18 protein-coding genes and 1 pseudogene are annotated in these 20,153 nt (G+C 75.1%); 6 read left to right on the plus strand and 13 right to left on the minus strand.

Annotated elements, in window-relative coordinates:
• Positions 1–56: 56 nt before the first annotated feature.
• Positions 57–704 carry a TetR/AcrR family transcriptional regulator gene (locus ECOMGDLI_RS30670; protein ID WP_088320617.1) on the minus strand — a complete coding sequence of 216 codons (648 nt, stop codon included), beginning with the start codon at positions 702–704 and terminating at the stop codon, positions 57–59.
• Positions 705–1,084: 380 nt separating this feature from the next.
• Here ECOMGDLI_RS30670 and ECOMGDLI_RS30675 point away from each other — a divergent pair, with 380 nt between their 5' ends.
• The 3 genes from ECOMGDLI_RS30675 to ECOMGDLI_RS30685 all read left to right on the plus strand — a co-directional run bounded on the left by ECOMGDLI_RS30675 (position 1,085) and on the right by ECOMGDLI_RS30685 (position 5,724).
• A complete protein-coding gene (locus ECOMGDLI_RS30675; RefSeq protein ID WP_088320618.1) occupies positions 1,085–2,407 on the plus strand; it encodes a GntR family transcriptional regulator in 1,323 nt (440 codons plus the stop codon).
• A gap of 190 nt (positions 2,408–2,597) precedes the next feature.
• Entirely contained in the window at positions 2,598–3,566 is a 969-nt protein-coding gene (locus tag ECOMGDLI_RS30680; protein ID WP_158221220.1) for a PaaX family transcriptional regulator C-terminal domain-containing protein, read from the plus strand.
• Positions 3,567–3,696: 130 nt separating this feature from the next.
• On the plus strand, positions 3,697–5,724 hold the full coding sequence (locus tag ECOMGDLI_RS30685) for a PPC domain-containing protein (RefSeq protein WP_088320620.1): 2,028 nt from the start codon (positions 3,697–3,699) through the stop codon (positions 5,722–5,724).
• 96 nt (positions 5,725–5,820) lie between these two features.
• Here the strand turns inward: ECOMGDLI_RS30685 and ECOMGDLI_RS30690 are convergent, their stop codons facing one another.
• The 4 genes from ECOMGDLI_RS30690 to ECOMGDLI_RS30705 form a co-directional block, all read right to left on the minus strand.
• Positions 5,821–7,017 (minus strand): hypothetical protein, encoded by a 1,197-nt coding sequence (locus ECOMGDLI_RS30690; RefSeq protein WP_088320621.1) that lies wholly within the window; start codon positions 7,015–7,017, stop codon positions 5,821–5,823.
• On the minus strand, positions 7,014–7,442 hold the full coding sequence (locus tag ECOMGDLI_RS30695; RefSeq protein WP_088320622.1) for a hypothetical protein: 429 nt from the start codon (positions 7,440–7,442) through the stop codon (positions 7,014–7,016). The genes ECOMGDLI_RS30690 and ECOMGDLI_RS30695 overlap by 4 nt, the downstream gene beginning before the upstream one ends.
• Before the next feature lie 85 nt (positions 7,443–7,527).
• The gene (locus tag ECOMGDLI_RS30700) at positions 7,528–8,904 is read right to left on the minus strand and encodes a cell wall metabolism sensor histidine kinase WalK (protein ID WP_088320623.1); all 1,377 of its coding nucleotides are present in this window, start codon (positions 8,902–8,904) and stop codon (positions 7,528–7,530) included.
• Positions 8,901–9,620: a response regulator transcription factor gene (locus tag ECOMGDLI_RS30705; RefSeq protein ID WP_088320624.1), complete on the minus strand. Its 720-nt coding sequence runs from the start codon at positions 9,618–9,620 to the stop codon at positions 8,901–8,903. The genes ECOMGDLI_RS30700 and ECOMGDLI_RS30705 overlap by 4 nt, the downstream gene beginning before the upstream one ends.
• A gap of 33 nt (positions 9,621–9,653) precedes the next feature.
• On the opposite strand from ECOMGDLI_RS30705, the gene ECOMGDLI_RS30710 reads away from it, so the two are divergent.
• On the plus strand, positions 9,654–10,592 hold the full coding sequence (locus ECOMGDLI_RS30710) for a cation diffusion facilitator family transporter (RefSeq protein ID WP_088320625.1): 939 nt from the start codon (positions 9,654–9,656) through the stop codon (positions 10,590–10,592).
• 160 nt (positions 10,593–10,752) lie between these two features.
• Complete coding sequence (locus tag ECOMGDLI_RS35050) at positions 10,753–11,268, plus strand: hypothetical protein (protein ID WP_088320626.1); 516 nt, start codon at positions 10,753–10,755, stop codon at positions 11,266–11,268.
• A 12-nt stretch (positions 11,269–11,280) separates the two neighbouring features.
• Here ECOMGDLI_RS35050 and ECOMGDLI_RS30720 read toward each other — a convergent pair whose 3' ends face one another.
• The 4 genes and pseudogenes from ECOMGDLI_RS30720 to ECOMGDLI_RS30735 all read right to left on the minus strand — a co-directional run bounded on the left by ECOMGDLI_RS30720 (position 11,281) and on the right by ECOMGDLI_RS30735 (position 15,624).
• The gene (locus tag ECOMGDLI_RS30720; RefSeq protein WP_088320627.1) at positions 11,281–12,189 is read right to left on the minus strand and encodes a 3-hydroxybutyryl-CoA dehydrogenase; all 909 of its coding nucleotides are present in this window, start codon (positions 12,187–12,189) and stop codon (positions 11,281–11,283) included.
• Between the two features lie 11 nt (positions 12,190–12,200).
• Positions 12,201–13,709: an NAD(P)/FAD-dependent oxidoreductase gene (locus tag ECOMGDLI_RS30725; protein ID WP_088320628.1), complete on the minus strand. Its 1,509-nt coding sequence runs from the start codon at positions 13,707–13,709 to the stop codon at positions 12,201–12,203.
• Positions 13,710–13,813: 104 nt separating this feature from the next.
• A pseudogene (locus ECOMGDLI_RS36165) lies at positions 13,814–14,614 on the minus strand (DMT family transporter); the annotation flags it as partial.
• An 11-nt stretch (positions 14,615–14,625) separates the two neighbouring features.
• A complete protein-coding gene (locus ECOMGDLI_RS30735; RefSeq protein ID WP_088320629.1) occupies positions 14,626–15,624 on the minus strand; it encodes an ABC transporter substrate-binding protein in 999 nt (332 codons plus the stop codon).
• 146 nt (positions 15,625–15,770) lie between these two features.
• Between ECOMGDLI_RS30735 and ECOMGDLI_RS30740 the strand changes: the two genes are divergently transcribed.
• Positions 15,771–16,649, plus strand: coding sequence for a PaaX family transcriptional regulator C-terminal domain-containing protein (locus tag ECOMGDLI_RS30740; protein ID WP_143448046.1), 879 nt, complete (start codon positions 15,771–15,773; stop codon positions 16,647–16,649).
• Between the two features lie 38 nt (positions 16,650–16,687).
• Here the strand turns inward: ECOMGDLI_RS30740 and ECOMGDLI_RS30745 are convergent, their stop codons facing one another.
• From ECOMGDLI_RS30745 to ECOMGDLI_RS30760, 4 genes are read right to left on the minus strand one after another with little or no spacing between them, the layout of a single operon-like run.
• The gene (locus tag ECOMGDLI_RS30745; RefSeq protein ID WP_088320631.1) at positions 16,688–17,485 is read right to left on the minus strand and encodes an ABC transporter permease; all 798 of its coding nucleotides are present in this window, start codon (positions 17,483–17,485) and stop codon (positions 16,688–16,690) included.
• Positions 17,482–18,279, minus strand: coding sequence for an ABC transporter permease (locus ECOMGDLI_RS30750; RefSeq protein WP_088320632.1), 798 nt, complete (start codon positions 18,277–18,279; stop codon positions 17,482–17,484). Before ECOMGDLI_RS30750 ends, ECOMGDLI_RS30745 begins: the two co-directional genes overlap by 4 nt.
• Positions 18,276–19,064, minus strand: a complete 789-nt coding sequence (locus ECOMGDLI_RS30755) for an ABC transporter ATP-binding protein (RefSeq protein ID WP_088320633.1) — start codon at positions 19,062–19,064, stop codon at positions 18,276–18,278. The genes ECOMGDLI_RS30750 and ECOMGDLI_RS30755 overlap by 4 nt, the downstream gene beginning before the upstream one ends.
• Positions 19,065–19,121: 57 nt before the next feature.
• Positions 19,122–20,132, minus strand: coding sequence for an ABC transporter substrate-binding protein (locus ECOMGDLI_RS30760; protein ID WP_088320634.1), 1,011 nt, complete (start codon positions 20,130–20,132; stop codon positions 19,122–19,124).
• Positions 20,133–20,153: the final 21 nt, after the last annotated feature.

Here is a 20,153-nt window from a genome sequence, read left to right on the forward strand (position 1 = left end):
TGGGCCGGGTCCGGACGCCGTCCGGAGACCGCCCGGACCGAGGGCCCGCGGCGGGGTCAGGCATCGGCGGCCGCGGCCGCGTCGGCGCAGCGGGACGCCTTGGCCGGCGCGACGCCGACGACGGCGAGCGCGCTCGTCGCGACGAGCCGGCCGGCGGCCGCGGGGTCCACGGCGCCCTCGAGCACCTCGTCGAAGACGGCGAGCACGACCTGCCCGGCGACCCGCGCGAGGACGTCGGCGTCGGTGTCGACCCGGAAGACACCCTCGTCCTGCCCCGCCCGGACGAGGGCGGCCCGGCGCCGGCGCAACGGCTCGAGGCGCTCCAGCGCCCGGTCGCGGTGCTCGGAGCGGGCGGCCAGGGCACCGAGGAAGCGGAACGGCTCGGCGGCGCGCCACACGGCGAGCTCGAACCGGGCCAGTGCGGTCGCCGGGTCGTCGGCGGAGGTGTCGACGGCGTCGAGGACGGCGACGAGCCGGTCCCCGGCGCGGGTCGCGATCGCCGCGACGAGCTCCTCGCGTGACGAGAAGTGGCCGTAGACGGTGCGCCGGGACAGGCCCGCCTCGCGGGCGACGCTCTCCAGGCTGGCGTCGGGGTCCCGGGTGAGGGCCGCCAGCCCGGCGTCGAGGAGGGCGATCCGGTTCGCGAGCGCGTCGCGACGGCGGACGAGGACGGCCCCCGCCGTCTCGGAGAGGGAGGTCGTCATGCGATCAACCCTAGAAGGCTGCACATATACGTGCAAGTTAAGCAGCGCACTTGATGGCGAGATCAGATGCACAGACCTGTGCGAGCACGTGCCGCGACGCTCGGTGCCCCACCTGGCGACCCGGCCCTGTGCAGATCTGCCGGCACGTCGTCGTGCAGGTCATGAGAACGCTGCGCACCGGCGCGCAGGATCCACCCCGCCTGCACACCACCGTGCACGTCGACCTGCACGGCGCCGTCCGCACCCACACCTGCGTGACAGAAAGTGAACCTACGATCACATTCTGCCCACCTTGGCCGTGCCGACCTGTGACCGACACCCCTTCTCGCTAATCTTGATCACCAACCGGCGACGGACCACCGACCAGGGAGGCCCGACACGTGCCGAACCGTCGCAGCACGATGCTCTCCCGGGCGGACGAGGCGTACGCACTGCTGCGGCGACGGATCACCCGGTGCGAGCTGGCCCCCGGCACGGCCGTCACGGCCCGCGAGCTCGCCGCCGACCTCGGCCTCGGCCTGACGCCGGTCCGCGAGGCCCTGACCCAGCTCCACCGGGAGCGGCTCGTCGTGACGATGCCCCGCCGCGGCTACCGGGTCGCACCGGTCACCGCGACAGGTGTCCGCGACTGCCTCGAGGTCTGGGCCGTCATCCGCCCGCGGGTCGTCGCGCTCGCGGTGGGCCGGGCCTCCCCGGAGGCGGCGCAGCGGATCTGCGCCCTCCTCGACGACGACCTGCGCACCTGGGCGGACACCCCGTCGGCGCACGGGACGCTCGAGGACCGCAGCCGGGCCTGGAGCCTCATGACCGCCGAGGCCGGCAACGGGCTGCTCGCGGACGTGTACCGGCTGCTCGACGGGCACCTCCTGCGGCTGCGCACGGTCCTGCCGCACGGCACCCCGCTGCCGGCGCCGGCCGCACCGACCTGGACCGAGCTCTTCGCGACCCGGGACACCGAACGCGCCGCGCACCGGGCGACGGCCGAGATCGAGGCATTCCGGGCCACAGTCCGGCCGCTGCTCGACCGCCTCCCTGATCCCGGGCCGCCGGTCGGCGAGCCGGGCGACGCACCGCCCGGGTCCCTGGCGGACTCGGCGTGGGCCGCGCTGCGCCGGCGGATCATCGACGGCGACCTCGCCCCCGGTGCCCGGCTCACCGAGCGCGCGCTGTCGGCCGAGCTCGGCCTCGGGATCACCCCCGTCCGCGAGGCCCTCGCGCGGCTCGACCACGAGCACCTGGTGCTGACCCTGCCCCGGGCCGGCTACGTCGTGACCACGACGACGCCGCAGGACGTCCTCGACACGGTCCAGATGTGGGCGTGCCTGGCGCCGACGCTCGTCGGGCTCGCGGTCCGGCACGCGACGCCGGACGAGGCGCGACGCATCGTCGCCCTCATGACGTCACCGGCCGACGACCCGGCCGGCCTCACGGAGAACCGGTCCCGGGGCTGGCGGCTCGTCGCGCGGGCCGGGCGCAACGCCGTCCTCGGCGACGTCGTCGGCCTCGTGGACGGCCCGCTCTCACGCCTCTTCGCGCTGCTGCTGACCCGGCCCGCGAGCCTGGTCCGCCCTGTTCCGCTCGACTGGGAGCGGCTGTTCGCGGAGCGGGACCCGGCGCTGGCGCGCGCCCGGACCGACCGGTACGCCGCGGCGCTCGACGAGGTCGCGCGCTGGGCCGTCGCCGAGGGCTCCCGGCGGACGTGATCGACGGCCGGGCCCGGTGCCGCCCCGGGCGGGTGCAGATATATCAGCGGTCGCGCCACGTGACGACGATCGTCCGTGCCTACCATCAGGCCACAGAGGCGTGAGAAGCACGGCTCAGCGGCGGGGCCGGCCTTCCTCGCCGTGGAACCCGTCGCGCGACATGGCCCGTCGCGTCGAGGGAGGCACTGCCATGCTGTCCCCGGGACCCGGTGAGGACGCGGGAGGCCTCCCGCGCAGCCAGAGCGGTGCGAACCCCCAGCACGTCATGGCGACCCTGCTCGGCGACTACTGGCTCGACCGCGACGAGCACCTGCCCTCGGCCAGTCTCGTCGACCTCGTGTGCGACTTCGACGTCACGACGGCGAGCGCGCGGGCGGCCCTGAGCCGCCTGCTGCGCCGCGGCACGCTCGACGCCCGCAAGAGCGGTCGCAACACCTTCTACCGCCTGTCGCCGCCGGCGCGGGCCGGCCTCGCGGCGACCCGCGACGCGCTCGTCGCGTCGACGGCACCGGTCGAGGAGGCCTGGGACGGCACCTGGCTCGTCGTGGCCTTCTCGGTCTCGGAGGACCGGCGCGAGGTGCGCCACGCACTGCGCGCCGGGCTGCGCCGCCTCGGGTTCGGGCCGCTCTACGACGGCGTGTGGGCCTCTCCCAACGCCTCCCACGACGCGCTGGTCCGCCTCCTCGCCGACCTGGGCGTCGAGCAGGCGACCGTCATGCGCTCGTCCGTCCTGCACCCCGGGGACGGCGTCGGCCACCCGACGGCGGTGTGGAACCTCGCGACGCTCGCCGACCGCTACCGCGGCTTCACGCGCACGTACGCCCCGGTCCTCGACGACCTCGCGGCCGGCGCCGTCTCACCGCGCACCGCTCTGCGGCTGCGCGCCGAGGCGCTCGAGGCCTGGCGCGGCCTCGTGGACGACGAGCCGTCGCTGCCCGCGGCGCTCCTCCCGGCGGACTGGCCCCGCACGGAGGCCACCGGCGTCTTCGTCCGCCTCCTCGACGCCCTCGCACCGCTCGCGGAGCACCGGTTCCGGGAGGCGGTCGCGGCCGAGGCCCCGGAGCTCGCCTCGCTGGCCGCCGTCCGCCGGCTCGGTACGTCCCTCTCCCTCGACGTCGCGGCGCCGGTCGGCACGCTCCGCGACAGCAACCCTCTGTAGGCCCACACCCACGATCGGTCACAGTTTCTCGTCGGTTCTCCCCACACGGACCACCGCAGCACGGGAAGATCGGGCAGCCCGCTCGACCGGGCGGGTCCGCGCTCGGGGGAAGGACTCGGGGGAACCGCACATGAAGAGGATCGGATCCAGCAGACGCCGCGCCGCCGTCGGCACAGCGGTCGGGGCCCTGGTGGTCACCGCGCTCGCCGCCGCAGGTGCACCGGCCGACGGTGTCACCACGGCAGGGCTCGCCAAGGCCCAGGCGGTCTCCGCCCGTAAGGCGGGCCCGGCACCCGCATGGCTCACGACGATGCGCGCGCAGGCCGTCATCCACAAGCGGCACGGCCAGCTCGTCACGGTCGGGCCCGACCCGCGCCTGGCCACCGGTCCCGGCGTCCGGGACGTCGCCGGCTGGGCCCGCAAGGAGGCCCTCGAGAAGGAGGCCGCGCAGGCGGACACCGGCGGCGGCGTCTCCACCCAGAGCCGACGGTCCTCGGGCACCGTGAAGCCGCCGTCCGGCTCCGGCCGGCGCGCGGTCACCGAGTCCGAGCCGGCCGGCACCCGCGGCGGCAACGACACCCTCGCGACGGCCCAGCGGATCCCCGGCTTCGGGACCCGTCGCCCCGCGAAGAACGCCGCCGACGTCACCGGCGACCAGGCGGCGGCCCCCAGGCCGACGCTGGCGAAGATCAAGCCCAACGTCGAGGACGACAGCACCTTCGAGACCGCCGGGGTCACCGGTGTCTCGACGGTGCGCGGCGGCGCGACGACGACCGGCTTCATCGGCGACAACCCGCCGAACCCGGACGAGCCCGGGGCCACGGACGCCGACCTCTACGCGCTCGACCTCACCGCGGGTCAGATCCTCGACGTCGACCTGCGGACGACGAGCGGCGACCTCGAGCCGATCATCTTCCTCCTCGACGAGCAGGGGAACTTCCTGGCCGACAGCTTCTTCGACCCGGACTTCTTCAACCCGTCGATCCAGGCCCCGGTCAAGACCACCGGCCGCTACTACGTCGGCGTCCAGGGCTTCACGATCATCGACCTCGGCACCGGCAAGGTCACGGTGTCCAAGGGCAACTACGCGCTCGACCTGGCCGCGCGAGCCGGGGACACCGACACCTACAAGGTCGCCCTGGCCGCCGGTGACGTGCTCGGCACGAACGTCGCGGGCTCCGGCAAGGTCGTCACGCTCCTCGACGCCAAGGGCACCGAGCTCATGGGCTCCGCGCAGGACGCGTCCGGGATCTACCCGACGAACACCCCGCTGCCGGGCGGCGGCAACGCGGTCGCCGAGACCGTCGCGCCGAAGAAGGGCACGTACTACGTCCAGGTCTCCGGCGGCGACGGGCCGTACACGCTGCAGGTCGAGGCGTACCGGCCGGGCGGGACGGGGAAGGTCCGGCAGACGGTCTTCCTCGACTACGACGGCCAGCGGCTCAACACGAACTCGGTCTTCGGCCGCGGCGTGACGACGCTCTCGCCGCTGTCGAGCTTCCTGCCCGGCTGGGGGATCAAGGCCGGTGACCGCAAGGCGCTGGGCCGCAAGATCAAGGCGACGGTCGTCGAGAACCTGCAGAAGGACCTCGTCGCCTCGGGCCTGAGCACGACGGTCTCGGTCAAGGTCGTCACGAGCGACGAGGTGAAGAAGGACCCGTACGGCGGCCAGGGCGTCATGCGGGTCGTCGTCGGCGGCACCATCGACGAGTCCGGGGTCGCGACGATCGGCATCGCGCCGTCCATCGACCCGGGCAACTTCGCCCGCGAGGAGAGCGCACTCGTGCTCCTCGACGCGCTCAGCGAGCCCGGCACCCTCGGGGACGTCGAGAACAGCCCGCCGTACTCGCTCAACACGTACATGGGCCCGCGGAGCGACCGGGTCCGGTTCGTGGGCCAGGCGGTCGGCAACGTCGTCTCGCACGAGGTCGGCCACACCCTCGGCAGCTTCCACACCGACAACACCGACGAGCAGGCGTCGCTCATGGACGCCGGTGGCTTCGGCTACGGCAACCTCTTCGGCGTCGGCCCGGACGGTGTCGGCGGCACGGCGGACGACCGGGACGTCGACTTCGTCACCGACACGTTCGACCTGTTCGAGGGCTTCACGGGCCAGGAGAACACCCTGGCCCGGACGACCTGGGCGCTGAGCCGGTGATCTCCGCCGGCTGAGGCCGGACGACCGCGCGGGCGGGCGGCGCACCCCGAGGGGGCGCCGCCCGTCCGCGTCAGCGGCCGTCCGCGTCAGGGCCCGTCAGGGCGCCGGCACCGCGAGGACGTGCTGCTTCAGCCAGCCCTCGTCGAGATCCCCGAACCGTTGCGGCGCACCGGGAACCGTCCAGACGTGGATCATCTCGTTGGTCAGCGCCACGGTGACGGAGCCGGCCGGGCACACCCCGAGCGGCGAGGTCAGCCCGGCGAGCGACGGCGGCAGCAGCGCGAAGCAGACCTGCTCGTGGGCGTGCCAGGTCGTGAGCGGCCCGCCGACCGCGGGCCCGTGCGTGCGCAGCCCCTCGACCTGGAACATCGCCCCGAGCAGGACCGGGGTGCCGTCGTCGCGCAGCGCGTAGACGAGCGTCTCGGGGCGGTCCGGGTCGAGCGTGGCGTCGTCCTTCGTGTACCGCGGGTTGTCGGCGTGGAAGTCGTGCCCCCGGATGCCCGTCGCCGCGTAGCCGGCGGCCACCGCGGCCGCCGGGTCGGCGTACCGCGCGAGCGAGCGGACCGTGCTGCGGTAGAGGTCCTCGGCCGCCGCGGTCTGCGCGACCGTCGGGTCCTCACCGTCCCCGGCCGGCATGGCGACCCCGACCGCGGGCGAACCGGCGTGGTGCCCGTCCTCGCCGTCGCCGTGACCGGCGCTCAGCCCGACCGCCCAGACCCCCACGACGACGAGCGCGGTCCCCGCCGCCACGCCCGACGTCGCGAGCACGCGGCGGGCCCGGCCCGCACCGACCGGTGCACCGAGCGCGAGCAGCCCCGTCACCTCGACGACCTTGCACGCCATGGCGACCTGGTCCGGCATGTGCCGGGCGGCGAGGCCGGCGAGCAGCCCGAGCAGCGAGCCGGCGAGCACGAGCGCCGCCGTGAGGCCGGCGCGGCGGCGGCCCGTGACGAGCCGGTGGGCCGCCCAGCCGAGCAGCCCGGCGTCGACGGCGAACGCGACCGACCAGCCGGACAGGCCGTGCGTCGGCACGAGCGCGACGTGGACGGCGGCCGACGCGACGAGCGCCCACACCGCGAGCGCCCGCTCGGCGGGCAGTGCGCGCAGCCGGCCGAGCCACGGCACCGGCGGCAGCACCGCGGGGAGCCGGTGCACGAGCACGGCGACGAGCGGGAGCAGCGCGAGCACCACGAGTGCGGGCACGTGCTCGGGCGCGACGTCGTAGAGCAGCGACCCGACGTAGCTGCCGGGCTCGCCCTCGACGTGCCCCCCGCCGTGCGCGAGCCGGTTCACCGCTCACCGCGCAGGAGCACGAGAACCGTTGCGGGGACGGCGATCCGGACGAGCGCCGGGAGGAGCAGCGGCGGTACCCCCTCGAGCATCGCGATGGTGACGTCGACGCCGGCCGCGGCGAGGAAGACGACCTGGACGGCGAGGACGAGCCAGCGCCGCCGGACGGCGCCGGGCGCGGCGCGGCCGGCGTCCCGCGCGGCCAGGGCGAGGACGACGGCGACCGCGGCGGTGAGCACGGCCGGCACCGGGGTGCCCATGCCGACCGCGGCGACGACGAGTGCCTCGAGCGTCGTCACGAGGGCGACGACGAGCTCGAGGAGGAGCAGGACCCGGACGACGCGCATCCGGCCGGAGGGCCCGGGCCCGGTGAGGGGCAGCGGCGCCGTCGGGGGCGGCGCGAGGGGCAGGGTGGGGGTCGTGGTCATGCCGGGACGGTCGCGCGGGCCGGTGAACCGGCCGTGGGGCTGCGATGAGACGACGATGAGAGCCGGCGGCCGGACCTCCGGAGCCCTACGCGGCCGGCAGGTGCAGCGTGACGACGGCCCCGCCGTCCGGCGCGTTCTGCGCGGCGACCCCGCCGCCGTGCAGCCCGGCCACCGCGCTCGTGATCGACAGCCCGAGCCCGCTGCCGCGCCCCGAGCGGGCCGGGTCGGCGCGGTAGAAGCGCTCGAACACCCGGCCCACCGCGTCCGGCGGGAAACCCGGGCCGTGGTCCCGGACGGTGACGACCGCCCAGTGCCCGGCGCCGCCCGGCCCGTCGGGCCGGCCGACGGTGACGAGCACCGGCGCGCCGCCGCCGTGGAGGACGGCGTTGTCGACGACGCAGCCGACCGCGCGCCGCAGCAGGTCCGCGTCCCCGAGGACGAGCACCGCCGGCGCCCCCGGAGGCACCCGGACCTCGCAGGCGGCACCGGCCACCCGGGCGACGTCCGCGGCGAGCGCCCCGAGGTCGACCGGACGCCGGGCCGGCTCGGGGACGGCGTCGGTCCGGGCGAGCACGAGGAGGTCGTCGACGAGCCGGCTCATCCGGTCGGCCTCCGCCCGGACGTCGGCGACGGCCTCGGCGCGGTCGGCGGGTTCGGCGTCCGGCCGCTCGGCGAGGAAGCCCGCGTTGCTGCGGATCGTCGCGAGCGGGGTCCGCAGCTCGTGCGAGGCGTCCGCGACGAAGCGCTTCTGCTCCTCCAGCGCGGCGGCGAGCCGGGCCCGGCCGTCGGCGATCCGGTCCATCATCGCGTTGAACTCGCGGGCCAGCCGCCCGACCTCGTCGCTGCGGCGGGGCACGTCGAGGCGGCGGCCGAGGTCACCGGTCCTCGCCACCTCGCCGACGGTCGTCGCGAGGTCGCGCAGCGGCCGCAGCGCCCGGCCGCTCACGACCCACGAGGCGACCGCCCCGGCCAGGGCCGTGAAGAGCGCCGCGAGCAGCACCGCACCCCAGAGCCCCTGGCGCTGTCCGGCGACGTACGCCGTCTGCTGGACGGCCACCGCGACCCCGTCCGGCCGGGCCCGACCGACCATCCGGACCTCGACCCCGGCCAGGCTCACGGTGGCCTTCGAGACCTGCCGGGCGAGGGCGTCCTCGACGAGCGAGACCGGCACCTGGGGCGGCCGGCCCCCGATCCGGGCCTGGCTGTAGACGACCTCGCCGGCCCGGTCGGTGACGACGACGGCGGGGTCCAGGGACGTCCCGAGGTCGGTGACGATCGCCGGGGACGCCGAGCCACCGGGCTCGAACCCGGCGGCGGCCGCCGTGGCGAGCGCGTCGAGGGCGTCGTCCTGGTCCTGCGGGCCGGCCGCGGTGGCGAGCGCCACGAGGAGCAGGGCGAAGAGCAGGACCGTCCCCGCGGCGAGCACGGTGCCGAGCGCCGCGAGCCGCCAGCGCGCGCTCACCCGCCCTCCCGCAGCACGTAGCCGGCCCCGCGCACGGTGTGCAGCAGCCGCACCGGCCGCCCGTCGTCGATCTTGCGGCGCAGGTAGCCGACGTACACGTCGACGACGTTGGACGCCGTCCGGGCGTCCAGGCCCCACACCGCGTCGAGCAGCCGCTCGCGGGAGAGCACGACCCGCGGGTGCCGGACGAAGTGCTCGAGGAGGCGGAACTCCTGCGTCGTGAGGTCGACCGGTTCGCCGGCCCGCAGCACGGTCATCGCGGCCGGGTCGAGCTCGAGGTCGGCCAGCCGCAGGACGACGGCACCGGCGGCGTCCGGGGCGTCCGGCCCCGGCACCGCGGACGCCGTCCGCCGGCGCAGCAGCGCCCGCACCCGGGCGAGCAGCTCGTCGTGGTCGAACGGCTTGACGAGGTAGTCGTCGGCGCCGGCGTCGAGCCCGGTGACCCGGTCCCGGACGGCGTCGCGGGCGGTCACCATGAGGATCGCGACGTCGTCCCCCGCGGCGCGGACCCGTCGGCAGATCTCCACCCCGTCGACGCCGGGCAGCATGACGTCGAGGAGCACGATGTCGGGCGGGTCGTCGCGGATCGCCGCGAGGCCCGCCGGACCGTCCGCGGCCACCCGGACCCGGTGGCCGTCGTAGGTGAGCGCACGCCGGATCGACGCGGCGAGCCGCGCGTCGTCCTCGACGACGAGGACACTCCCCCGGCGGGTCATGGTCACGGACGCTAGCCGACCTACGCTGTCCGGGTGGGCGGTCAGGGACATGGGCACGGCGGGCACGCGCACGGCCACTCCCACCTGCCCCCGGACGGCGCGCGCGGCCGGTTGGTCGCCGTCCTCGCGGTGTCGCTGACGATCCTCGCGGTCGAGGTCGTCGGCGCCGTCGTCTCGGGCAGCCTCGCGCTGCTCGCCGACGCCGGGCACGTGCTCACCGACGTCGCAGGGCTCGCGCTCGCCGTCGCCGCGGCGACCCTGGCCCGGCGGCCGGCGACCGACCGGCGCACGTGGGGGTTCCGCCGGGCCGAGGTGCTCGCGGCCGCCGCCCAGGCCGCCGTCCTGCTCGCCGTCGGCGTCTTCGTCGTCGTCGAGGCGCTGAGCCGGCTCGTCGACCCGCCGGAGGTCGACGCCCCGCTCATGCTCGCCTTCGGCGGCGTCGGGCTGCTCGGCAACCTCGTCGGCCTCGCGCTGCTCGTGGGCCGCCGCGGCGAGAACCTCAACACCCGCGCGGCGTTCCTCGAGGTGCTCAACGACGCGCTCGGATCCGTCGCGGTCGTCCTCGCGGCGCTCGCCGTCCTCGCCGGGGGCTGGCTCCGGGCGGACGGCGTCGCCTCCCTCGTCATCGGCCTGCTCATCCTGCCCCGCACGTGGAAGCTGCTGCGGGAGACCGTCGACGTGCTCCTCGAGGCGACCCCGAAGGGCGTCGACCTCGCCGAGGTGCGCAGCCACGTGCTCGGCCTGCCGCACGTGCTCGGCGTGCACGACCTGCACGCCTCGACGGTCGCCACCGGGCTGCCGGTGCTCTCCGCGCACGTCGTCGTCGACGACGCGTGCTTCCACGACGGTCACGTGCCGCGGCTGCTCGACGAGGTGCAGGCCTGCCTCGCCGGGCACTTCGACGTCGAGCACTCGACGTTCCAGTTCGAGTCCGCCGCTCACGCCGACCACGAGCACGCGGCGCACCACTGAGCGGTCCGTCACCCGGCGCAGCCGGGCCGGCGCGGCGTCACCCGGCCGCCGGGTGACGCGGCGACCCTGCGCGACGGCCGCACGGCGCGCGTTGGGCCGGTCAGGGGTCCCCCGCCAGGCTGCTGTCAGATCCGCGCGCCGGCGACCGACGATGTGAGACGTGAGCACCCCCGCCGAGATCGAGTCGACCGTCACGGTGATGCCGCCCGACGTGCTCGACGACGTCACCCGGGCGCAGCTGCAGGACGCCGTCCAGCGGCACGACCCGGTCGTCGACGCGCGCCGGTGGTCGAGGGTCGCGTTCTTCGTCATGACGCTCGTCGTGTGGTTCCCGACGGTGTGGTCGGGCACGAAGCGCGCCGAGCTCGCCGTGCAGCAGTGGGGCGCCGTCATCGCCCTGACGATCGGGCTTCACCTCGTGCTCGCGACGGCGAACCGGTTCGCCAAGGAGAACGCCCGGGCGGTCCTGCGGCGGGACTCGATCGCCCGCTCGATCCTCGCCGCCGAGCAGCTCGCCGAGCAGCAGGCCAAGCTCGAGGCGGCGCAGGCCAAGCTCAAGGCCGACATCGACAAGAAGGCCGCCGCCCAGAAGGAGGCCGACGCCAAGGCGAAGGCCGAGCGCGAGGCGGTCGAGGCGCTCGCCGACGCGATGGCCCAGGTCGCCAAGCAGCCCTAGGGCGAGCGCGGCTCAGCCGTACGCGTAGAACCCGCGGCCGCTCTTCTTGCCGAGCAGCCCGGCCTCGACCATCCGGCTCAGCAGCGGCGGCGGTGCGTAGAGCGGCTCCTTGAACTCCTCGTAGAGCGACTCGGCGATCGCCTTCGTCGTGTCGAGGCCGATGAGGTCGGTGAGCGCGAGCGGGCCCATCGGGTGCGCGCAGCCCTGGACCATGCCGGTGTCGATGTCCTCCGCCGTCGCGTAGCCGGACTCGAGCATCCGCACCGCGGAGAGCAGGTAGGGCACGAGCAGCGCGTTGACGACGAAGCCGGCCCGGTCGCGGCAGTGGATGACCTTCTTGGCGAGCACCTGCTCGGCGAACGACTGCGTCCGCCGGACGGTCTCGCCCGAGGTGAGCAGCGACGGCACGAGCTCGACGAGCTTGAGCACGGGCACCGGGTTGAAGTAGTGCATGCCGACGACGTGCTCGGCGCGGCCGGTCGCCATCGCGACCTTCATGATCGGGATCGAGGACGTGTTCGACGCGAGCAGCGCGTCCGGCCGCTCGACGACGGCGTCCAGGGTGCGGAAGACGGCCACCTTGGCGGCCTCGTCCTCGACGACCGCCTCGACGACGAGGTCGCGGTCGGCGAGCGCGTCGAGCCCGACGACGACGCGCAGCCGGGAGAGCGTCTCGGCGGCGGCGTCCGCGGTGATCTTCCCGCGGGTGACACCGCGCTCGACCGAGGCGCTGACCCGCTTGAGCGCGCGCGACGCGGCCGCCTCGTCGGCCTCGGCGACGACGACGTCGCAGCCGGCGGCGGCGCAGACCTCGGCGATGCCCGAGCCCATGAGCCCGCCGCCGACGACCCCGACGCGGCGGATGTCGTCCCGGGGGTCGGGGTGGGCACTGGTGGCGGGCACGGCGGCGGCGTCGGTCATGGTGCCTGACGCTAGCCGAACCGGACCCCTTCGTCGTCCACCCGCCCCCGCCGGAACATGACCCGGTCCCGGACGTAGTTCTGGTGCACCCGCCACGGCGCCCGGGGCCCCTGCTTGGGCAGCACGTCGAGGCCGCGGCGGACGTACCCGGAGCGCAGGTCGAGCAGCGGCAGCCGCTCGTCGGTCGGTGGCGGCACCGGGACGACGCTGCGCAGCCCCTCGCGGTCCATGTGGGTGAGCAGGCGGCAGACGTACTCGGCGACGAGGTCGGCCTTGAGCGTCCACGAGGCGTTCGTGTAGCCGACGGTGAACGCGAGGTTCGGGACGCCGGTGAGCATCATCGCCTTGTACGCCACCGTCTGCGCGACGTCGACCGGCTCACCGTCCACGCTCAGCGCGATCCCCCCGACGGGCAGCAGGACGAGCCCGGTCGCGGTGACGACGACGTCCGCGGGCAGCACCTGCCCGGACGACGTCCGCACCCCCTCCGGCACGAACGTGTCGACGGTGTCGGTGACGACCGAGGCGCGGCCCGACGCGACGGCACGGAACAGGTCTCCGTCCGGCACGAAGCACAGCCGCTCGTCCCACGGGGCGTACCGGGGCGTGAAGTGGGTCGCGACGTCGTACCCCGCGGGCAGCTGGGCGCGCACCCCCTTGAGGAGCAACGACTTCATGAGCTCGGGACGGCGGCGGCTCACCGCGTACTGGAGCTGGGCGGCGAGGATGTTCTTCCACCGGATCGCCGGGTCGGCGGCCCGCTGCGGCAGCGCCCGGCGCAGCAGCCGCGCCGCCGGGTCGCGGCCCGGCAGCGAGAGCACCCACGTCGGCGAGCGCTGGAGCATCGTCACGTGCGCGGCGGTGCCGGCGAGCGCCGGCACGAGGGTCACGGCGGTCGCCCCGCTGCCGAGGACGACGACCCGCTTGCCGGTGCAGTCGAGGTCGGCGGGCCAGGCCTGCGGGTGGACGACGGTGCCGGCGAAGGACTCCACGCCCGGCAGGTCCGGGGTGTAGCCCGCCTCGTAGCTGTAGTAGCCCGAGCAGATGTAGAGGAACGAGCAGGTGAGCACGGCCTCGCCGGCGGCGCGGCGCACCCGCACCGTCCAGCGCGCGTCGGCCCCCGACCAGGACGCCCCCACGACCCGGTGCCCGAACCGGACGAGCCGGTCGACGCCGTACGCGCGGGCGGTCTCCACGACGTACTCCCGGATCGAGTCACCGTCCGCGAGCGCCTTGTCGCCGCGCCACGGCCGGAACGCGTAGCCGAGGGTGTGCATGTCGGAGTCCGAGCGGACGCCGGGGTAGCGGAAGAGGTCCCAGGTGCCGCCGATCGCGTCGCGGGCCTCGAGGACGGCGAGCGAACGGCCGGGGTGCGCCGTCCTCAGCCGACAGGCGGCGCCGACACCGGAGAGCCCGGCCCCGACGACGAGGACGTCGAGGTGCTCCGGCCGCCGGTCGGGCGGCCGGCTGTCGGGTCCTGCGGCTCCGTCGGCGTCGGATCCTGTTGCGGCGTCGGCCATTGCGCCACCTTACGTGCCGGCCGCGGCGACAGAGCAGCCCCGGCGCTCGCGACGCAGACCACGAGGATCGCGCCGACCTCGATCGGCGACAGGCGTTCGCCGAGCACGACGAGCCCGGCGGCCGCGGCACCGACCGGCTCCAGGCTCATGAGCACCCCGAAGGTCGCGGTCGGCAGCGCCCGCAACGCGGCCATCTCGAGCGCCGCGGGCAGCGCCGACGACAGGACGCCGACGAGCGCCCCGACCGCGAGCACCCGCGGCTCGAGCAGCGCCGTGCCCGCGGTGACCAGCCCGGCGGGGAACGCGACGACCGCCGCGACCGTGAACGCCACCGCCAGCCCCTGGAACCCGGGCAGCACCGCCCCGACCCGCTTGCTGACGACGATGTAGCCGGCCCAGCCGACCCCGGCGAGCAGCGCCAGGGCGGTGCCGACCGGGTCGAGGCTGCCGTCGAGGAGCGCGCGGCCGCCGCCGGTGAGCAGCACGACCCCGGCCCCGGCGAGCGCGGCCCACAGCAGGTCCGCCGGCCGCCGCGTCCCGACGACGGCGACCGCGAGCGGCCCGACGAACTCGAGCGTCACCGCGACCGCGAGCGGGATCCGCCCGATCGAGGCGTAGAACGTGAGGTTGAGCGCGAGCAGCACGAGCCCGAGCAGCGCGGCGAGGCCGAGCCGGCGGGCGTCGAGGTCGCGCCGGCGCGGCCGGACGACGGCGAGGCACACGAGCGCCGCGACGCCCACCCGGACGGCGACCGTCCCGGTCGTGCCGACCGCGCCGAACAACTGCTTGGCCAGGGCCGCGCCGACCTGCACGGACGCGACCGACGCGAGCACCGTGAGGACGGGGGCGCCGACGTGGGCGGGCGGGGAGGCGGGCACGGGGAGCAGCCTCCCACCGGCCCGCACGGCGGGACGGGCTACCCGACGAGCCCGTCGACGTCCGGGGCCTTCTTCAGGGTGCCGTAGCGCCGCGCGGCCGTGCCGACGGCCAGCAGGGACTCCCGGTCGAGGCCGACGGGCCAGTCCGGGAGGTTGACGGAGACGGCGACCTCGCGCGGGATCTTCGTGTACGTCGTGACGATCTCGCGGACCTGGACCTGGTGGTCGCGGGCGTAGGCGAGGGAGTCGTTGAGCGCGGAGACGAAGCGGTCGAGGATGATCGGCTGCTTCTCGCGGAACGACGCCGTCGTGAAGTACGCGGCGATCTGCACCTTGGAGTAGGTCTCGGTGAGGTTGTTGAAGAGGATGCGGCCGCCGCCGGCCACGACCGAGCTGACGAACGGCTCGCTGAGCCAGGCGGCGTCGACGGTCCCGGCCTTGACCGCGGCGGGCATCTCGGGGAACGGCATGGGCACGAACGTGACCTTCGAGGGGTCGCCGCCGGCCTTCTCGACGGCGGCGCTGACCGTCGTGTCGCCGATGTTGTTCAGGGCGTTGACCGCGACCTTGCGACCCTCGAGGTCCTTGGCCGAGCGCAGCGTCGACCCCTTGCCGACGACGACGCCGTTGACGTCCTTCACCGGGTCGCCCGTCGAGCTGACGCCGGCCGCGACGGCGATCACTTCCGCACCCTTCTCCCGGGCCGCGAGGAGGGACACGACGTTGCTGAACCCGATGTCCACCTTGCCGCCGAGGACCTTCTCCGCGATCTCGCCGCCGGTCTGCGCGATGACCGGCTCGACCTCGAGACCGCGCTGGGCGAAGTAGCCCTTCTGGATCCCGAGGTAGATCGGCGCGACGTCGATGATCGGGATGATCCCGACCGAGATCTTCGTCATCGGCAGGCCGCTCGACGCGCCGGCGCCGATGGTGAGGCCGGGGTCCGGCTCGGCGCACGCCGTGAGCAGCCCGGCGAGCAGGGCCAGCACGGCACCGGCACCCGGCAGGGCGCGCAGGCGACGGGACGGTCGAGGCATGGCGGGCCTCCAGCAGGAGCGGGCGATCAAGCGAACGTAGGGCGGCCATAGGGGCTCGTCAACGCGAATGCCCAGGTCAGGGCCGAGTGAGTGGCAATCACCCCGCCAATCTCACGCAGTGCTTCGGCTCGCCTACGATCAGCATCGTGTCGACGCCCGTCGGGCAGGTCCCGACCCGTGACCCGGTCGTCGGGTCCGTCGGCGCCGCGACCCCGGTCCGGCCCCAGATCGTCCTCTACACCGTCTTCGGGGACCACCTCGTCGACGTCGGTCTCGCCGTCGCGACGAGCAGCCTCCTCGACGTCGCGCGGCGGGTCGGGATCGGCGAGCACGCGATGCGGACGACGCTGGCCCGCCTGACCGCCCGGGGCACGTTGACCCGGCTGCGACGCGGCCGCCAGGCCTACATCGGGCTCAGCGAGGAGGGCCGGCGGACCGTCCTCGACGGGCGGGCCCGGGCGCACGCGGACGTCGTCACGACGGACTGGGACGGGGCGTGGACGCTCGTCGCCTTCTCGCTGCCGGACAGCCAGCGCCGCCGGCGCTACGACCTGCGGGTCCGTCTGGAGTGGGCCGGTTTCGGGGTCGCCCAGGGCGGGCTGTGGGTATGCCCCCGCGACGTCGACGTCGCGGCGGTCCTCGGCGAGGTGGACCCCGAAGGGCTCGACCTCCACGACCGGGTGCGCGCCTTCCGCGCGACGACCCTCTCGCCGACCCGGGTCTCCCGGATGGTCGCCGAGGCCTACCCGCTGGAGGCGCTCGCCGCCGGCTACACCGCCTTCGAGCAGCGCTGGGCGGGCACCCTGGACGACCCCGGGCCGGTGGACCCGTTGGCCCGCCGGGCGCTGCTCGCGGCCGACTGGTCACGCGTCGTGCGGCGCGACCCGCGGCTGCCCGTGGAGCTGCTGCCGGCCGACTGGCCGGCCGCCCGGGCGCAGACCCTGTTCCGCGACCTCGTCGGCTGGCTCGCCGAGCCGTCGCGGCGGCAGGCGGAGCTCGACCTGGACACCGTGCCGCAGCAGTGACCCGCAGCGGTGAGCCGCGGCAGTGAGCAACCCGTGGGTCAGCCGCCCGAGCGGTGCGCCGAGCGGATGCCCTCGTACCAGCGCAGCACCCGGGCCTCGACGGCCCGGAAGACCCAGGCGAGGGTGACGCCGAGCAGCCCGAGCACGATGATGCCGGTCCACATCTGCGGGACGGCGAAGGTCCGCTGGAACTGCACGACCGTGAACCCGATCCCGTTGCTCGCCGCGAACATCTCGCTGATGACCATGAGGATGATCCCGACCGACAGCGCCTGCCGCAGGCCCGTCATGATCTGCGGGCTGGCGGACCGCAGGACGAGGGAGCGGACCCGGCCGGGGCCGCGGATGCCGTAGCTGCGGCACGTGTCGGCCAGGACGGGGTCGACCGCGCGGACCCCCTCGACGGTGTTGAGCAGGATCGGCCAGAGGCAGCCGAACACGATGACGAGCACCTTCATCAGGTCGTCGATCCCGGCGACGGCGACGAGCAGCGGCACGGTCGCCGGCGGCGGGACGGCCCGGAACACCTCGAGCACCGGTTCGACGAGCGCCCGCAGCGTGGGCGACGACCCGATGAGCAGCCCGGCGCCGACGCCGACGACGGCGGCCAGCCCGTACCCCGTGAGCAGCCGGGCCAGGCTCGGCAGCACGTCGGAGACGATGCGGGCGTCGGCGCCGCCCGCGAACCACGTCTCGGGCAGGACGGCCACCACCTCGCGCAGCGGCGGGAAGTAGAAGCTCTCGCTCCCGTCGCTGGTGACCCACCAGGCCGCGAGGAGGACGACGGGCAGCGCGACGACCTCCGCCGCCCGGCGCAGCCGCGCACCGACGCTCACGGCGCCACCTCCCCGCGGACCGAGACGTGCCAGCGCAGCAGGCGGCGTTCGAGCGCCCGGACACCGACGTTGACGACGAGCCCGAGCAGCCCCGTCACCAGGACGAGGCCGTAGACGAGCGCCGTGGCGCCACCGCTCTGCGCCGCGGCGATCTCCCGGCCGAGGCCGGGGCTGCCGATGACGAGCTCGGCGGTGATCGCGAGGATGAGGGCGACCGCCGCGGCGAGCCGGACGCCGGTCGCGACGTACGGCTGCGCGGTCGGCCACAGCACGTGACGGACCCGCGCCCAGCGGCCCAGCCCGTAGGACCGCGCCGTCTGCTCGGCCACCGGGTCGACGTCCGCGACGCCGTACATCGTCTGCACGAGCACCTGCCAGAACGACGCGTAGACGATGAGCAGGAGCGCCGAGCGCAGCTGGGTGCCGAGCACGAGCACGGCGAGCGGGACGAGGGCCACGGAGGGGATCGGCCGCAGGAACTCCACGGTCGAGGCCGTGAGCCGGCGCAGCCAGGGCACCGAGCCGAGCACGACCCCGACGGCGACGCCGAGGACGACCGCGATCGCGAGCCCGAGCCCCCACTGGACCGTGGTCGCGGCGAGCGCCGCCCGGAACTGCGGTGTCGGCACCTCGGCGGCGAGCGCGCCGAGGATGACCGACAACGGCGGCAGCACGTCGTCGGGGACGCCGAGCACGCGCGGCAGGACCTCCGCGGCGAGGGCGGTCAGGCCCAGGCCGGTCGCCCCCAGCACGACGGTGCGCGGGACCGGCGGCCCGGCCGGCCGGGCGCTCATGCGCCGTCCGGACGGCCCGCGGCCCGCTGCGCGGCCCGGATCTCGCCGTACACCCTGGTGCGCAGCTCGGTGAAGCGCGGCATGGCCCGGGTGTCGAGCTGGTCGCGCTCGCGCGGCAGGTCGACCGGCAGGTCGTCCTGGACCACGGTCGGCGACGAGGAGAGGACGACGACGCGCTCGCCGAGGTAGACGGCCTCGTCGATGTCGTGGGTGACGAACAGGGTCGTCACCCCGGTGCGGTCCCAGAGGGTCCGGATGAGGTCCTCGAGGTCGGCACGGGTCTGAGCGTCGACGGCCGCGAACGGCTCGTCCATGAGCATGACGTGCGGTTCGTAGGCGAGCGCACGGGCGATGGCCACGCGCTGCTGCATCCCGCCGGACAGCTGCCAGGGGTAGGCGTCCGGGGTGTGCGCCAGCCCGACGGCCGCGAGCGACTCCGCGACGAGCCGGCGCCGCTCGGCCCGGCCGCGCCCCTTGTGCCGCAACGGCAGCTCGACGTTCTGGGCGACGGTCATCCAGGGGAACAGCGAGCGGCCGTACTCCTGGAACACCACGGCCATGCCGGGGGGCGGCCCGCTCACGGGCCGCCCCTCGACACGGACCTCGCCGCCCGTCGGGCCGAGCAGGCCCGCCAGGCACTTCAGCAGCGTCGTCTTGCCGCACCCGGAGGGGCCGACCAGGCACACCAGCTCACCGGCCGCCACCGAGAAGGTGATGTCGCGCAACGCCTCCACGGTCCGGTCCCGTGACGTGTAGACCTTGCGCAACCCACGGACCTCGAGCATCTGCTCCCTCTCCTGGCGGACGGACGACGGACCGGTGCGGCCTGGGCGGCCCGCCGGTCAGGCGCCGGCGAACAGCCCCGCGACGTCCGGCGCCTTCGTCAGCGTGCCGAACGAGCGGGCCGCCTCGCCGACGGCGGTCGCCGACTGGGCGTCGAGCTCGGCCGGCCATGCGGGCAGGACCACCTTGGCCGCGACCTCCGGCGGGATCTTCGTGTACGTCGCCAGGACGGCGCGGGCCTCGTCCGGGTTCGCGACCGCGTACGCCAGGGACTCCTCCATGCCCTCGACGAACGCCGTCACCGTCGCCGGGTCCTCGGCCTTGAGCTTCTCGCTCGTGAAGTACGTGGCGATCTGGAGCTTCGGGTAGGTCTCGGTGAGGTTGTCGAAGAGGATCGAGCCGCCGGCCGCGAGGATCTGGCTGCGGAACGGCTCGCTCTCCCAGGCCGCGTCGACCTTCCCGGCGGCGAGCTGCGCGGGCATGTCCGGGAACGGCATCTCGACGAAGGTGACCTTCGACGGGTCGCCGCCGGCCTTCTTCACGGCGGTCTTGATCGTCGTGTCGCCGATGTTGTTCAGGGCGTTGATGGCCACCTTCTTGCCCTCGAGGTCCTTCGCCGTCTTCAGCGGCGACCCCTTGGCGACGAGGACGGCGTTGACGTCCTTCGCGGGGTCACCGGTCGAGCTGGCCCCGCCGACGACGGCGACGAGCGGCACGCCCTTCTCCCGTGCGGTGAGCAGCGAGACGACGTTGCTGAAGCCGAACTGGTTCTCCCCGGCGAGGACGGCGGGCACGATCGCGGACCCGCCCTGCGCGGGCGCCGGCGTGATCTCGAGGCCGCGCGAGGAGAAGAACCCCTTCTGGATGCCCAGGTAGAGCGGCGCGACGTCGATGATCGGGATCACGCCGACGGTGATCTTCTTCGTCCCGGCGGCGGAGGACGCCGATCCCGGGGCCCCGGTCCCGGTGGCCGGGTCGGACGCGGAGCCGCCGCAGGCGGCGAGGACGGTGGCGAGGACGGCGGCCGCGAGGGCTGCGGCGCCCCGACGACCGATGGTGGGCGAGTGCATCTGGCTTCTCCTCCTGGGAGA

This window comes from Kineosporia sp. R_H_3, from assembly GCF_002198675.1.
Lineage (GTDB): Bacteria > Actinomycetota > Actinomycetes > Actinomycetales > Kineosporiaceae > R-H-3.

Excerpts from the sequence above, each read along its gene's own strand:
- ECOMGDLI_RS30725 (WP_088320628.1), bottom strand. The coding sequence starts at position 13,709 with ATGGCCGACGCCGCAACAGGATCCGACGCCGACGGAGCCGCAGGACCC.
- ECOMGDLI_RS30680 (WP_158221220.1), top strand. The coding sequence starts at position 2,598 with ATGCTGTCCCCGGGACCCGGTGAGGACGCGGGAGGCCTCCCGCGCAGC.
- ECOMGDLI_RS30750 (WP_088320632.1), bottom strand. The coding sequence starts at position 18,279 with ATGAGCGCCCGGCCGGCCGGGCCGCCGGTCCCGCGCACCGTCGTGCTG.
- ECOMGDLI_RS30685 (WP_088320620.1), top strand. The coding sequence starts at position 3,697 with ATGAAGAGGATCGGATCCAGCAGACGCCGCGCCGCCGTCGGCACAGCG.
- ECOMGDLI_RS30695 (WP_088320622.1), bottom strand. The coding sequence starts at position 7,442 with ATGACCACGACCCCCACCCTGCCCCTCGCGCCGCCCCCGACGGCGCCG.
- ECOMGDLI_RS30670 (WP_088320617.1), bottom strand. The coding sequence starts at position 704 with ATGACGACCTCCCTCTCCGAGACGGCGGGGGCCGTCCTCGTCCGCCGT.
- ECOMGDLI_RS30720 (WP_088320627.1), bottom strand. The coding sequence starts at position 12,189 with ATGACCGACGCCGCCGCCGTGCCCGCCACCAGTGCCCACCCCGACCCC.
- ECOMGDLI_RS30735 (WP_088320629.1), bottom strand. The coding sequence starts at position 15,624 with ATGCCTCGACCGTCCCGTCGCCTGCGCGCCCTGCCGGGTGCCGGTGCC.
- ECOMGDLI_RS30705 (WP_088320624.1), bottom strand. The coding sequence starts at position 9,620 with ATGACCCGCCGGGGGAGTGTCCTCGTCGTCGAGGACGACGCGCGGCTC.
- ECOMGDLI_RS30760 (WP_088320634.1), bottom strand. The coding sequence starts at position 20,132 with ATGCACTCGCCCACCATCGGTCGTCGGGGCGCCGCAGCCCTCGCGGCC.
- ECOMGDLI_RS30755 (WP_088320633.1), bottom strand. The coding sequence starts at position 19,064 with ATGCTCGAGGTCCGTGGGTTGCGCAAGGTCTACACGTCACGGGACCGG.